Origin of the sequence: Flavobacterium limnophilum (assembly GCF_027111315.2) — a bacterium.
Taxonomy (GTDB): Bacteria; Bacteroidota; Bacteroidia; order Flavobacteriales; family Flavobacteriaceae; genus Flavobacterium; species Flavobacterium limnophilum.
In genome coordinates this window covers 3,115,324-3,128,703 of record NZ_CP114289.2, presented here as the reverse complement: position 1 = coordinate 3,128,703, position 13,380 = coordinate 3,115,324, and the positions used below count along the sequence as shown (strand labels likewise).

Sequence of the window (13,380 nt, the reverse complement as noted above, 5' to 3'; positions counted from 1 at the left end):
ATGTCTCATATATACGACGCACCCATTAGAAAACCTTTAATCATAGGTGATAAATCTTATCACGATGTAACAGTAGATGTTGCTGCACCTGTCGAAGGTAAAGCCAACAAGCAATGGTGGATTGTGTTTTCAATCGCATTAATAGCCTTCCTTTGGGGATTGGGCTGTATTATTTACACCATTTCTACCGGTATCGGAACTTGGGGATTAAACAAAACAGTAGGTTGGGCTTGGGATATTACCAACTTCGTTTGGTGGGTTGGTATTGGTCACGCAGGAACCTTGATTTCAGCGGTACTTTTATTGTTCCGTCAGCGATGGAGAATGGCAATTAACCGTTCTGCGGAAGCGATGACCATCTTCTCTGTAATTCAAGCAGGTTTGTTTCCAATCATCCACATGGGTCGTCCATGGTTGGCTTACTGGGTTGTTCCAATTCCGAATCAATTTGGTTCACTTTGGGTAAACTTTAACTCGCCATTACTTTGGGACGTATTTGCAATCTCTACTTACCTTTCTGTGTCATTGGTTTTCTGGTGGACAGGTTTGTTACCTGATTTTGCAATGCTTAGGGACAGGGCAATAACTCCTTTCAATAAAAGAATATATTCTATTTTGAGTTTTGGATGGAGCGGTAGAGCAAAAGACTGGCAACGTTTTGAGGAAGTTTCCTTGGTTCTTGCAGGTTTGGCAACGCCACTTGTACTTTCTGTACACACGATTGTATCGATGGACTTTGCCACTTCCGTTATTCCAGGATGGCATACCACAATTTTCCCTCCATACTTTGTTGCTGGAGCCGTTTTCTCTGGATTTGCAATGGTAAACACCTTGCTTATCATTATGAGAAAAGTTTCCAATCTTGAAGCTTACATTACCATTCAGCACATCGAATTGATGAACATCATCATCATGATTACAGGTTCTATCGTTGGTGTTGCTTATATCACGGAACTTTTCGTTGCATGGTATTCAGGTGTTGAATACGAACAATATGCATTTTTGAACAGAGCTACCGGGCCTTACTGGTGGGCTTACTGGTCAATGATGACTTGCAACGTTTTCTCTCCACAATTTATGTGGTTCAAAAAATTAAGAACAAGTATTATGTTCTCTTTCATTATCTCCATTGTTGTAAATATTGGAATGTGGTTCGAAAGGTTTGTAATTATCGTAACTTCGTTACACAGAGATTACCTTCCTTCCTCATGGACAATGTTCTCGCCAACATTTGTAGATATTGGAATATTCATTGGAACAATAGGTTTCTTCTTTGTGTTATTCTTGTTGTATGCTAGAACATTCCCAGTGATAGCCCAAGCCGAGGTTAAAACAATATTGAAAGGAACAGGAGATAATTACATTAGAGAAAGAGCAGCAAATAAAGATTCACACCATGAGTAATAAAGTAATACACGCCATTTATAATGACGATGATATATTGATGGATGCCGTAAAGAAAACACGCGCAGCCCATCATCATATTGAAGAAGTTTTTACTCCATTTCCGGTTCACGGATTGGATAAAGCAATGGGACTTGCGCCAACACGATTAGCTATTTGTGCTTTCATTTACGGTTTGTGCGGTTTGTCTTTTGGAACTTGGATGATGAATTACATCATGATTCAAGATTGGCCACAAGACATTGGAGGAAAACCAAGTTTCAGTTACATAGAAAACATGCCTTCTTTCGTGCCAATCATGTTTGAAGAAACCGTGTTTTTTGCGGCTCACTTAATGGTTATCACTTTTTACATGAGAAGTAGATTATGGCCTTTCAAAGAAGCAGAAAACCCGGATGTGCGTACTACCGATGACCATTTCTTGATGGAAGTTGCAGTAAACAACAACGAAGAAGAACTTGTTTCTTTTTTCGAAAAAACAGGAGCAGTAGAAGTTAAAGTAATTGAAAAGCATTAATAAGTGGATATGAAAAGCATATATAAAATAACACTTTTAGTAGGTATTACTATTTTAGTTTCGTCTTGTAAGGACAACCTGAAACCAAATTATCAATACATGCCTAATATGTATGAGCCAGTAAGTTATGGTACTTATTCTCAAGCGGATGTTTTTAAGGGTGGAAAAGAAGGACAGCTTCCTGCAGAAGGCAGCATAAACAGAGGTTTTGAAGTTTATGAATATCCTGATACTCCTGAAGCTTTGCTTGCCGTGAAAGCCGCAAATCTGCCTTCGCCTCTTGGTGCATTGTCTGAAAAAGACATGGAAAAAGCAAAAGGTCTTTTTAATATTTATTGTGGCATTTGTCACGGTGAAACTGGAGATGGTCAAGGAAAATTGGTTAAACAAGGAAAGTTCTTGGGTGTTCCTAATTACAAAGACAGGGTAATCAATGAAGGAAGTGTTTTTCATGTTGAAACTTATGGTCTAAACATGATGGGTTCACACGCCAATCAATTGAGCAAACATGAGCGTTGGTTAGTGGCGTCTTATGTTATGGATCTAAAAAGCAAATTATAATTGTAGAACAAAATCATCGTAATAGATATGTATACATTTTCAAGTAAATTAAAAACATTTTCTTTCATCTTAATGGCTGTAGGTCTTTTAGGAATTGGATATGGTTTTTTATCTGCACCCAAAGATATTCAAGCAGTAGAGGCAATTCTGGCAGCTGATGCTCACGGAAGCGCCCATGGTGTTCCTGCCGAAGCACAAGCTGCAACTGAAGAAAGTCATGTTGCAACAGAAGTGGCTCATGAAGTTGCTCAAGCTCCAGTTGCAAACAAAGTAGCTGATACTGCAACAGAAGCACATGATTCAATTCAAGCTCCAGTTGCTGCCGAACCAGCTCACACTTCAACCGAAGCTCAAGCTGACTCTGCCGAGCACAAAGTAGATGCTCATACAGAACACCAAGAGCATTTAGAGCATGTGTTGCACCAATTACAAAATAAACCTTGGGCTGCATTGTATGTTGCTTGTATCTTCTTTATGTTGGTTTCTCTTGGGGTTTTGGCATTTTATGCCATTCAGCAAGTGGCTCAATCAGGATGGTCTCCAGTATTGTTTAGAGTGATGCAAGGAATTACGGCTTATTTGCCTGTTGGTTCTGTCATTTTCTTCATAATATTGGTTCTTTGCGGTTTACACTTTAATCATTTATTTGTTTGGTTGGGTGAAGGTGTTACAAAACCTGGACACGCAAATTATGATGAAATTATTGCTGGAAAAAGCGGTTACTTGAATTTTCCTTTCTGGATTATTAGGGCAGCGATATTCTTGGGTGGATGGAATCTTTACAGGTATTATTCCAGAAAAAATTGTTTGGCTCAAGACGAGTCTAGTGATGATAGTTTCTACAAAAAGAATTTTAAAATCTCTGCAGGTTTCTTGGTGTTCTTTATCGTAACCGAATCTATTATGTCTTGGGATTGGATTATGTCGGTTGATCCACACTGGTTCAGTACTTTGTTTGGGTGGTATGTATTTGCCAGTTTCTTGGTAAGTGGAGTTACAATTATATGTTTGGTTTCCCTTTATTTGAAATCAAAAGGATATTTGGAACACGTGAACACTAGCCACATTCACGATTTGGCAAAATTCATGTTTGGTTTCAGTGTATTTTGGACGTACTTATGGTTCTCCCAATTTATGTTGATATGGTATGCCAATATCCCGGAAGAGGTTACTTATTTCGTGACAAGAATACAATTGTATAATTTGCCATTCTTTGGTGCAGTTGTCATGAATTTCTTGTTCCCGGTATTGATTTTAATAAATACTGATTTCAAAAGAATTAGTTGGGTATTGGTTATGGCTGGAATAGTTATTCTATTGGGTCATTATATTGATTTCTTCAACATGATTATGCCTGGAACTGTAGGAGACCAATGGTTTATTGGAGTTTCGGAAATTGCATCGGTTCTTTTCTTCCTTGGATTGTTTATTTATGTTGTTTTCACGGCATTGACTAAAGCTCCTTTGTTGCCGAAGAGAAACCCGTTTATTGAAGAAAGTAAACATTTTCATTATTAATATTTAAAAACAATTAGATGACAAGTTTGTTGATAATTATAGTTTTAGTTCTGTTGGCTATTGCATTATGGCAATTGACTAAGATATTTGATTTAACTCAAGTAGGCGAAGTTGATGATTCGCAAATTGCTAATGATAAGGACAATAATATCCAGGGTTATTTGATGTTTGGATTCTTGGCGTTCCTTTATATTTTTACAATTTACGGATTGATTAAATGGGGTTCTTTGGTATTGCACACACCTGCATCTGCCCATGGTTCGGATATCGATAATTTAATGAATGTTACTTGGGTTTTGATTTTTATTGTTCAAGCCATCACACAAGTATTGGTGCATTATTTTTCTTTTAAATACAGAGGTAAACAAGGTCAAAAGGCATTGTTCTTTTCAGACAGTACTAAATTAGAAGTAATTTGGAGTGGAATTCCAGCTGTTGTTTTGGCAGTTTTAATTCTTTTCGGATTGTATGCTTGGACTAATATTATGTTTGTTGACGAAGAAGAAGAAACTATCGTAGTGGAAGTTTATGCCCAACAATTCAAATGGACTGCTAGATATGCCGGTCCCGACAACGTACTTGGAAAAGCAAACGTTAGACTTATTGATGGTGTAAATACGCTTGGAGTTGATATGTCTGATCCAAACGCACAAGATGACATCGTGGTTTCTGAATTGCATATTCCAAAAGGAAAAAAGGTACATTTCAAATTCCGTTCGCAAGATGTTTTGCATTCTGCTTATTTCCCTCATTTTAGGGCGCAAATGAACTGTGTTCCAGGGATGGTTACCGAATTCGCTTTCGAACCAATTTATACTTCTGCCGAATACAGGGAATTGCCTTATATGGTGAAAAAGGTTGAGACTATCAATGCAATAAGAACCAAGAAAAGTGCTGAACTTGTTGCAAATGGTCAACCTGCATTAGATCCTTACACTTTTGACTATTTATTACTTTGCAATAAAATATGCGGTGCTTCTCATTACAATATGCAAATGAAGGTTGTTGTTGATACTCCTGAAGATTATAAAAAATGGTTAAGCGACAAGCCTACATTGGTTCAAGAAGTTAAAGCCGCCAACGCACCGAAACCAGTTGAAGGAGGAGTGGAAACAGATTCCACTAAAGCTAAAGATACTGCCGCTATTGCTAAAATAGCCATGAAATAATTATTTAAGAAAAATTTAAAGTAAACAAATATGTCAGCAGAAGGTCACGATCACACACAAGATCACGAACACGAACACCACCATAAAGACACTTTTATCACTAAATATATTTTTAGTATAGATCACAAAATGATTGCTAAACAATACTTGATTACTGGTATTGTTATGGGTGTAATTGGGGTTATGATGTCTTTGCTTTTTAGAATGCAATTGGCATGGCCAGAAGAATCATTCAAAATATTTAATGTATTATTGGGAGATAAATGGGCTCCGAACGGAGTTATGGCCAATGATATATATCTAGCATTGGTTACTATTCACGGAACCATAATGGTTTTCTTTGTGTTGACTGCCGGATTGAGCGGTACATTTAGTAACTTGTTGATACCTCTTCAAATTGGAGCAAGAGATATGGCTTCAGGTTTTCTAAACATGATTTCCTATTGGTTGTTCTTTTTGTCTAGTGTTATTATGCTTAGTTCCTTATTTGTAGAATCTGGACCTGCAAATGCTGGTTGGACTATATATCCACCTTTAAGTGCATTGCCTCAAGCTATTTCAGGTTCGGGAGCAGGAATGACTTTATGGTTGGTTTCTATGGCTATATTCATTGCGGCTTCATTAATGGGTTCATTAAATTATATTGTTACCGTAATTAATTTAAGAACGAAAGGAATGTCTATGACAAGATTGCCTCTTACTATTTGGGCTTTCTTTGTTACCGCTATCATTGGGGTAATTTCTTTCCCGGTATTATTGTCGGCAGCTTTATTGTTGATTTTTGACAGAAGTTTTGGAACTTCTTTCTTCCTTTCCGATATTTATTTAGCTGGTGAAGTATTGCATTACCAAGGTGGTTCGCCTGTGTTGTTCGAGCATTTGTTTTGGTTTTTAGGTCATCCTGAAGTATATATCATCATATTACCTGCTTTGGGTATTACATCCGAAATTATTGCTACCAACTCACGAAAACCAATTTTTGGGTATAGAGCGATGATTATGTCTATTTTGGCAATTGCATTTTTATCTACCATAGTTTGGGGTCACCATATGTTTATCTCGGGTATGAATCCATTCCTTGGTTCGGTATTTACATTTACCACTTTGTTGATCGCGATTCCTTCTGCAGTAAAAGCTTTTAATTACATCACGACGCTTTGGAAAGGTAATTTGCAGTTAAATCCTGCAATGTTGTTCTCTATCGGATTGGTTTCTACCTTTATTACTGGAGGTTTGACAGGAATTATTCTTGGAGACAGTACTTTGGATATTAATGTTCACGATACTTATTTCGTTGTTGCACACTTCCACTTGGTAATGGGTATTTCCGCTCTTTACGGAATGTTTGCCGGAATCTATCACTGGTTTCCAAAAATGTTTGGAAGAATGTTGAACAAAAACTTGGGATATGTTCACTTTTGGGTAACTGCAGTTTGTGCTTATGGTGTATTTTTTCCAATGCACTTTATTGGATTGGCGGGTTTGCCAAGGCGTTATTATACCAACACCAACTTCCCATTGTTTGATGATTTGCAAAACGTAAACGTTCTTATAACTACTTTCGCTTTAATTGGTGGAGCTTTCCAATTGGTATTCTTGTACAATTTCTTTAGCAGTATTTTCTATGGAAAGAAAGCAGTTCAAAACCCATGGAAATCCAATACATTAGAATGGACAACTCCAGTGGAACATATTCATGGAAACTGGCCGGGAGAAATCCCAGAAGTACACCGTTGGCCTTATGATTACAGTAATCCAGGTCACGATGAGGATTTCGTTCCACAAAACGTACCAATGAAAGAAGGAGAAGTAATATTGCATCACTAATCTCTTTTCAGAAAATATACTTAAATGCCTTTCGTTTCGAAAGGCATTTTTTTTGAGTTGGTTTTGAATGAGACCTATTCCAAATATGAAATAATACCATTTAGAAATATATAATAATCCAATTCTTGTTCCCTCTCCTTCGGTTAGGGTGAGGATAAACAAAAAAACTATTTTATATTTATAAATGATATAAATTATATAAATGATATAAATTATGAAATTGTTTCTAAATTTCGTATATTAGATTATTATTATTATTTAGTCCTGTATCCGAAAATTAAAACCTACAAAAATGCAAGTTTTTACTACAAAATTTAAAAACACCTTATTGGTGTTTTTATTCCTAATATTTCTCATTACTTATTCCAGCAATGCCCAAGTTGGAATTGGCACCACAGATCCTAAATCTACTTTTGAAGTAAACGGTTCTGTAGGTCAAAAAGTAAATACAGTAAGTTCCAGTGTCACTTTAGACGACACTTATGGTATTATTATTTGTAATAATGGCTCCGCTGCAATTACGCTAACTTTACCCGATGTAACCTTATGTACAGGTCGTGTTTATACCATTAAACGAAATGCTTCAAGTACTGCCAATGTAACAATCGCCGGCACAATTGATGGTGTGGCAAATTTAATTATGGCAAAAGCAGGTGAAGCTGTGACACTCTTCAGTAACGGTATAGAATGGAAAGCAGTAAGTACTAATAATTCATCCTCTTCATCAGACTGGAATCTTACTGGAAACGCAGGGACAAATGCAGGAACAAATTTTTTAGGAACTACTGATGCAAAAGATTTGGTTTTAAAAACAAACAATGTATCAAGGGTTACTGTTTCTAGTGATGGTGTTACTAAAATTGGAGATGTTATGGGTGGCAATGATACTAAATTTGAAGCCGATGGAACTATTGTTATGGAAGGTGCCGCAACAGTTTGGGATGATTTGAGAGTTTCTTTAGATAAGGGTTCTAGTTCTGCTTCTTTAGAGTATGTTTGGGGTTCGACTGGACCACAAATTTGGTATTTTCGTGATAATAATGGTCTTGAGGCAATGTCCTTTGTGGTTCAATTGCCACATAGTTGGAAAGAAGGAACTGCTATTTACCCACACATACATTGGATGCCAAAAGCTTCTGAATCTGGAACCGTAGAATGGAATCTTGATTATAGTTGGCAAAATTATGATCCAACGACTCCATTGGCCTTTCCTACATTTACCGCTAGTACTGTTACAGTTGCAGGTCCTTTTGTGGCAAATACACATAGGATTACCTCTTTGACTGGCGGTACAGGATTAGATGGTACAGGTAAGAAAATATCAAGTATATTGATATGCCGTATTTGGAGAAATTCATCCAATGCTGCTGATACTTACGCAGATGATGCTGGTCTTTTGTCACTCGACTTTCATTACCAAATTGATACTGTAGGAAGCCGTGCGGAATATGTAAAATAAAATAATATCCATTTTAATATTTCAAATGCCTTTCCTTTCGAAAGGCATTTTTATTGGCGCATAACTTTGTTATATTTGTAAAATGAATGAAAATTTAGACCCAACAACCAACGGCTATAATCCCGAAGAACTTGATCTCGAAAAAAAATTGAGACCACTGTCGTTTGACGATTTTGCTGGTCAGGATCAAATACTCGAAAATCTAAAAGTTTTTGTTCAAGCCGCTAATCAAAGAAATGAAGCCCTTGATCATACCCTTTTTCACGGGCCACCGGGATTAGGAAAAACTACCTTGGCAAACATTTTGGCCAATGAATTGCAAGTGGGAATAAAAATAACTTCAGGGCCTGTTTTGGACAAGCCTGGAGATTTGGCAGGTTTGTTGACCAATCTCGAAGAAAGGGATGTCTTGTTTATTGACGAAATTCATCGGTTAAGCCCTATTGTCGAAGAATATCTGTACTCGGCGATGGAGGATTTCAAGATTGACATCATGATAGAATCGGGTCCAAATGCTCGTACTGTTCAAATCAATTTAAATCCGTTTACCTTAATAGGCGCCACAACGCGTTCCGGTTTGTTGACCGCTCCAATGCGAGCCCGTTTCGGAATTTCATCCCGATTACAATATTATACCACCGAACTTTTGACGACTATTGTCGAAAGAAGTGCTTCCATTTTAAAAATGCCCATTTCCCTGGAAGCCGCCATCGAAATTGCGGGTCGAAGCAGGGGAACGCCCCGTATTGCCAATGCCTTGTTGCGTCGTGTTCGTGACTTTGCACAAATAAAAGGAAATGGAACCATCGATATAGAAATAGCCCGATATGCGTTAAAAGCGTTAAATGTAGATGCCCACGGTTTGGACGAAATGGACAATAAAATCCTGAATACCATTATTGATAAATTCAAGGGAGGGCCAGTAGGTTTGTCTACTTTGGCGACAGCCGTATCCGAAAGTAGCGAAACCATTGAAGAAGTATACGAACCTTTTCTAATTCAAGAAGGATTCATTATGCGAACCCCAAGAGGAAGAGAAGTAACCGAAAAAGCATATAAACATCTGGGGAAAGTAAGAACAAATGTTCAAGGGGGACTGTTTTAGGATAAAAGTTGGAAGCGGGAAGTTGGAAGTTGGAAGAAGGAAGCTGGAAGAGGTTTGCTTAATTTTGCTTCCCACTCCCAACTCCCTTCTTCCAACAATTAATATAAATATAAACCTATGAGTTTTAAATTCGAAAAGTTAATTATCTGGCAGAAATCAATGGATTTTGGAGAAGATATAAACACTATTATTAAAGAATTTCCAAAACACGAAATGCATAATCTTTCCTCTCAACTTTTAAGAGCATCAGATTCAGTGGCTTTAAATATTTCTGAGGGTTCAATTGAGCAATCCAATGCTGAGTTCAATCGGTTTTTAGGTTATTCTGTCAGGTCGTTAGCCGAGGTTGTTACTTGTTTGTATAAAGCAAAGAGAAGAAATTACATAAACGATACTGTTTTTGATAAACTTTATAAAGATTCATTTGATGAATATGACTATTGCATTTAAAACTAAATTGAAGTAACGATGGCAACTTCCAGCTCCCAGCTCCCAACTCCCAGCTCCCATCTTCCCGCTTCCCGCTACACCTCTTTCATAAAATCCGAAGTCAAACGCCTCGGGTTTTTGTCTTGTGGAATATCCAAAGCAGGATTTTTGGAAGAAGAAGCACCTCGATTGGAGCATTGGCTGAACAATCAAATGAACGGTCAAATGTCCTATATGGAAAATAATTTTGACAAACGTTTGAATCCAACTTTGCTGGTTGATGATGCCAAAAGCGTTGTTTCCCTTTTGTTGAATTATTATCCTTCCGAATTTCAAAATGAAGATTCCTATAAAATTTCAAAATACGCTTACGGACAGGATTACCATTTTGTCATCAAGGAAAAACTCAAGGAATTGCTTTTTTCGATTCAGTCAACTATCGGAGAAGTTTCGGGTCGTGCTTTTGTGGATTCTGCACCAGTTCTTGATAAAGCTTGGGCTGCCAAAAGCGGTTTGGGCTGGATTGGCAAAAACAGCAATTTGTTGACCCAAAAAGTGGGTTCTTTTTATTTCATAGCCGAACTCATTATCGATTTGGATTTAGAATATGACGATGCTACGACCGATCATTGTGGTTCTTGCACTGCCTGTATTGATGCGTGTCCAACGGAAGCTATTGTTGCGCCTTATGTCGTGGACGGCAGCAAATGTATTTCCTATTTCACCATCGAGCTCAAAGAGAATATTCCACTGGAAATGAAAGGTAAATTCGACGATTGGGCTTTTGGGTGCGATGTTTGTCAAGACGTTTGTCCTTGGAACCGATTTTCGAAAGCGCATAAAGAGCCCCTTTTTAATCCCAATCCAGAATTATTGTCAATGTCAAAAAAGGATTGGATAGAAATCACCGAAGAAACCTTTAAAACTGTTTTTAAAAATTCTCCGATTAAAAGAGCCAAGTTTGAAGGGTTGAAGCGGAATATAGATTTTTTGAAAGAGTAAAACAATACACGAAATTTCAGCAAATGTGTTTTGGTATAATCTTGTTTTTTTATCCGTATAATGTTTGTGCCAAAAAAAATAATTTTGAAAAAACGCACACAAATTGGTGATCAAATATTTTTTTTTGAAAAAATAATCACAACTTTGTGATCAAATATTATTTTTTGAAAAAATAATCACAAAATGAAAACAACACAATTATATAGAGCACAACTTGGACTCTCGCAAGAAGCGATGTCGCAGTATTTGGGCGTAACTAAAAGCCAGTTGGCGATGTACGAAGCAGGAAAACGCGAATTACCTACAGCTGCTTTAATAAAACTTGCCGAAATTACCCAGTTCTTTGGACTAAATATAGTGACAGAAGAAGAACAGATCGATCTATTGAATAAGCAAGAATTAGATGTAAAAGTACTATTGACTCATCAAGTCAAAGAGTTGGAATATAAACAAATGAAAGAACAACGGTTGCTGGATGCTATTCAAAAAAAATACCATCAAAACCTAGAGTTGCATTCACTGGCACTGCATTTGCAAAAAAGCAAATTGCCATTGGCTAACGTGCTATTGCAACAAGCTATAAGAGGAATCGAAGCGAATGGGCTGGCAAAACAAGTCCAACAACAGTTAAAACTGGAAAGTATTCAGGGGCAACAAGCATATATTAAAAGCCTTCAAAAAAGTAAATAAATTTCTATTAATGTGTATACTAAATAAGAATAAAGAGACGTTATAGAGGGATTATTAACTTTTAATTGTTTTTTATGTCGTATTCAATTGATAAAATCACAACGGTAGCCGATTGTGATTTATTATTGGCTTGGGCTGCAAAAGAAAAAGCAGACCTAAATTTTAAAAAGCTTTCTGAGGAAAGATTGACCAACAACTACAGCAACGCCTCAATCGAGATTGATGCTGAATTGCAATCGGTGCTTACCGAAATTGCTGCAACCGAAACTATTATTGCAACTTTACCCGCTGGCAATAGTAAAGAAGATGCCGTAAAGAAAAAAGTAAGGCTAGAGTATAAAAAGTTTTTGCTCGAAAACCGAAAAGAAAGCTATGGTGTTGTAGCACTTCTTGAAAAAGAACTCGACTTGACCAAAGTCACTTTGGAGCTAGCGGAAATAGATGCTTTTACAGATGCCATTACCACTCGAAAAGGGGTGTTGTAGTTTTGTAATACCGCAATTATTAAAGGTTGTTCGTGATGGGCAACCTTTTTTTTATGATGAAAAGTGGACACAAACGAGAGCAGGTAAAACAAATCAAAAGAAGCTATACCCATAAACAGGTATAGCTTTTTTTGTATCTTTAAAACAAAAAATGTCGACAAAATACAAAGCCACAACAACGGACGAAGCCTATTTTATAACCATAACAACAGTAGGTTGGATTGATTTTTTACAAGATTGAATCAGAAATACGTTATTACCAACGCATTGAAACATTGCCAAGAAAAGAAAGGTTTAGGAATTTATGCCTATTGTTTAATGTCAAGTCATTTGCATTTGTTGTGCAAAGGCACAGATGGTTTTATTTTGTCGGATATTATGCGTGATTTCAAGAAATTTACTTCCAAACAAATTGTAAAAACCATACAAGAAGAGCCAGAGAGTAGAAGAGAATGGATGTTGGAATATTTTCAAAAATCTTGCGAACATCTCAAAAAAGAGCAAAAACACAAAGTTTGGCAAGGCGGTTATCATGCCGAAATTGTTCAAAGTAATTGGTTTATCAGACAAAAAATAAATTACATTCACAACAATCCCGTAAAAGAAAAAATTGTAACACTTCCTGAAGATTATTATTTTAGTTCAGCAAGAAATTATGCAGGATTAGAATGTGAATTAGAGGTGATTTTGTTAGATTTGTTTTAAATGGCTCATTGGAGTAGGCACGGATTGCAAATCCGCGCTATCCTCATCGAGAGATATTTTGCATATCCGAGCGATCGGGTGCTATCCTCATCGAGAGATATTTTGCATATCCGAGCGATCGGGGTTTCAATGAACAAAAGCTTTATAAAACTTGGTCATGAGTTAGCTCACGCTTATGATAATGACAGAGGTTTTGATATGTCTAAAACAATTTTAGGTGGGTTAAAAGAAACAGAATTAAATGCAGTACGATTTGAAAATTATTTGAGAGCTAATGATGGCGAATCCACTATGAGAACCAGATATTCAAAATATAACTTAGGCTCAAGGATGTCAGATACATCTCCAGATTTTTTCAAAACTTATGTAACTCCATTAGGCAAATATGAGAGATATAAATCAATATATGCGCCATCAACTTTAAATACAGTAGATAATACCCGTGTTTACCGACCATCAAAAATTATCATAAGATATGATACACGTGATACTATTTTTAAAAACTAAAA

Annotated in this window: 13 protein-coding genes and 1 pseudogene; all 14 read left to right on the top strand. The window is 36.8% G+C overall.

Features of this window, described 5'->3' with window-relative positions; all coding sequences use genetic code 11:
- Positions 1-1,404 carry an NrfD/PsrC family molybdoenzyme membrane anchor subunit gene (gene nrfD / locus OZP13_RS13265; RefSeq protein WP_281297436.1) on the top strand — a complete coding sequence of 468 codons (1,404 nt, stop codon included), beginning with the start codon at positions 1-3 and terminating at the stop codon, positions 1,402-1,404.
- The gene (locus OZP13_RS13260; RefSeq protein WP_281297435.1) at positions 1,397-1,921 is read left to right on the top strand and encodes a DUF3341 domain-containing protein; all 525 of its coding nucleotides are present in this window, start codon (positions 1,397-1,399) and stop codon (positions 1,919-1,921) included. Before nrfD ends, OZP13_RS13260 begins: the two co-directional genes overlap by 8 nt.
- A gap of 9 nt (positions 1,922-1,930) precedes the next feature.
- A complete protein-coding gene (locus OZP13_RS13255) occupies positions 1,931-2,482 on the top strand; it encodes a c-type cytochrome (protein WP_281297434.1) in 552 nt (183 codons plus the stop codon).
- 27 nt (positions 2,483-2,509) lie between these two features.
- Complete coding sequence (locus OZP13_RS13250; RefSeq protein WP_281297433.1) at positions 2,510-4,000, top strand: ribonuclease E domain-containing protein; 1,491 nt, start codon at positions 2,510-2,512, stop codon at positions 3,998-4,000.
- Between the two features lie 17 nt (positions 4,001-4,017).
- Complete coding sequence (locus OZP13_RS13245; protein ID WP_269240576.1) at positions 4,018-5,169, top strand: cytochrome c oxidase subunit II; 1,152 nt, start codon at positions 4,018-4,020, stop codon at positions 5,167-5,169.
- A 30-nt stretch (positions 5,170-5,199) separates the two neighbouring features.
- Complete coding sequence (locus OZP13_RS13240) at positions 5,200-6,996, top strand: cytochrome c oxidase subunit I (RefSeq protein WP_281297432.1); 1,797 nt, start codon at positions 5,200-5,202, stop codon at positions 6,994-6,996.
- Between the two features lie 292 nt (positions 6,997-7,288).
- Positions 7,289-8,455, top strand: a complete 1,167-nt coding sequence (locus OZP13_RS13235; RefSeq protein ID WP_281297431.1) for a hypothetical protein — start codon at positions 7,289-7,291, stop codon at positions 8,453-8,455.
- 82 nt (positions 8,456-8,537) lie between these two features.
- Positions 8,538-9,560: a Holliday junction branch migration DNA helicase RuvB gene (gene ruvB / locus OZP13_RS13230; RefSeq protein ID WP_281297430.1), complete on the top strand. Its 1,023-nt coding sequence runs from the start codon at positions 8,538-8,540 to the stop codon at positions 9,558-9,560.
- A 117-nt stretch (positions 9,561-9,677) separates the two neighbouring features.
- A complete protein-coding gene (locus OZP13_RS13225) occupies positions 9,678-10,010 on the top strand; it encodes a four helix bundle protein (RefSeq protein WP_281297429.1) in 333 nt (110 codons plus the stop codon).
- Positions 10,011-10,028: 18 nt separating this feature from the next.
- Positions 10,029-10,991 carry a tRNA epoxyqueuosine(34) reductase QueG gene (gene queG / locus OZP13_RS13220; protein ID WP_269240571.1) on the top strand — a complete coding sequence of 321 codons (963 nt, stop codon included), beginning with the start codon at positions 10,029-10,031 and terminating at the stop codon, positions 10,989-10,991.
- 183 nt (positions 10,992-11,174) lie between these two features.
- Entirely contained in the window at positions 11,175-11,681 is a 507-nt protein-coding gene (locus OZP13_RS13215; protein WP_281297428.1) for a helix-turn-helix domain-containing protein, read from the top strand.
- A gap of 74 nt (positions 11,682-11,755) precedes the next feature.
- Positions 11,756-12,166 (top strand): hypothetical protein, encoded by a 411-nt coding sequence (locus OZP13_RS13210; RefSeq protein WP_281297427.1) that lies wholly within the window; start codon positions 11,756-11,758, stop codon positions 12,164-12,166.
- 151 nt (positions 12,167-12,317) lie between these two features.
- A pseudogene (locus tag OZP13_RS13205) lies at positions 12,318-12,871 on the top strand (REP-associated tyrosine transposase).
- On the top strand, positions 12,872-13,378 hold the full coding sequence (locus OZP13_RS13200; RefSeq protein ID WP_281297426.1) for a hypothetical protein: 507 nt from the start codon (positions 12,872-12,874) through the stop codon (positions 13,376-13,378).
- Positions 13,379-13,380: the final 2 nt, after the last annotated feature.

Coding starts and splice junctions, on each gene's coding strand:
- OZP13_RS13260 (WP_281297435.1), top strand. CDS start 1,397: ATGAGTAATAAAGTAATACACGCCATTTATAATGACGATGATATATTG.
- OZP13_RS13200 (WP_281297426.1), top strand. CDS start 12,872: ATGGCTCATTGGAGTAGGCACGGATTGCAAATCCGCGCTATCCTCATC.
- queG (WP_269240571.1), top strand. CDS start 10,029: ATGGCAACTTCCAGCTCCCAGCTCCCAACTCCCAGCTCCCATCTTCCC.
- OZP13_RS13235 (WP_281297431.1), top strand. CDS start 7,289: ATGCAAGTTTTTACTACAAAATTTAAAAACACCTTATTGGTGTTTTTA.
- nrfD (WP_281297436.1), top strand. CDS start 1: ATGTCTCATATATACGACGCACCCATTAGAAAACCTTTAATCATAGGT.
- OZP13_RS13210 (WP_281297427.1), top strand. CDS start 11,756: ATGTCGTATTCAATTGATAAAATCACAACGGTAGCCGATTGTGATTTA.
- OZP13_RS13215 (WP_281297428.1), top strand. CDS start 11,175: ATGAAAACAACACAATTATATAGAGCACAACTTGGACTCTCGCAAGAA.
- OZP13_RS13245 (WP_269240576.1), top strand. CDS start 4,018: ATGACAAGTTTGTTGATAATTATAGTTTTAGTTCTGTTGGCTATTGCA.
- OZP13_RS13255 (WP_281297434.1), top strand. CDS start 1,931: ATGAAAAGCATATATAAAATAACACTTTTAGTAGGTATTACTATTTTA.
- OZP13_RS13225 (WP_281297429.1), top strand. CDS start 9,678: ATGAGTTTTAAATTCGAAAAGTTAATTATCTGGCAGAAATCAATGGAT.
- OZP13_RS13240 (WP_281297432.1), top strand. CDS start 5,200: ATGTCAGCAGAAGGTCACGATCACACACAAGATCACGAACACGAACAC.
- OZP13_RS13250 (WP_281297433.1), top strand. CDS start 2,510: ATGTATACATTTTCAAGTAAATTAAAAACATTTTCTTTCATCTTAATG.
- ruvB (WP_281297430.1), top strand. CDS start 8,538: ATGAATGAAAATTTAGACCCAACAACCAACGGCTATAATCCCGAAGAA.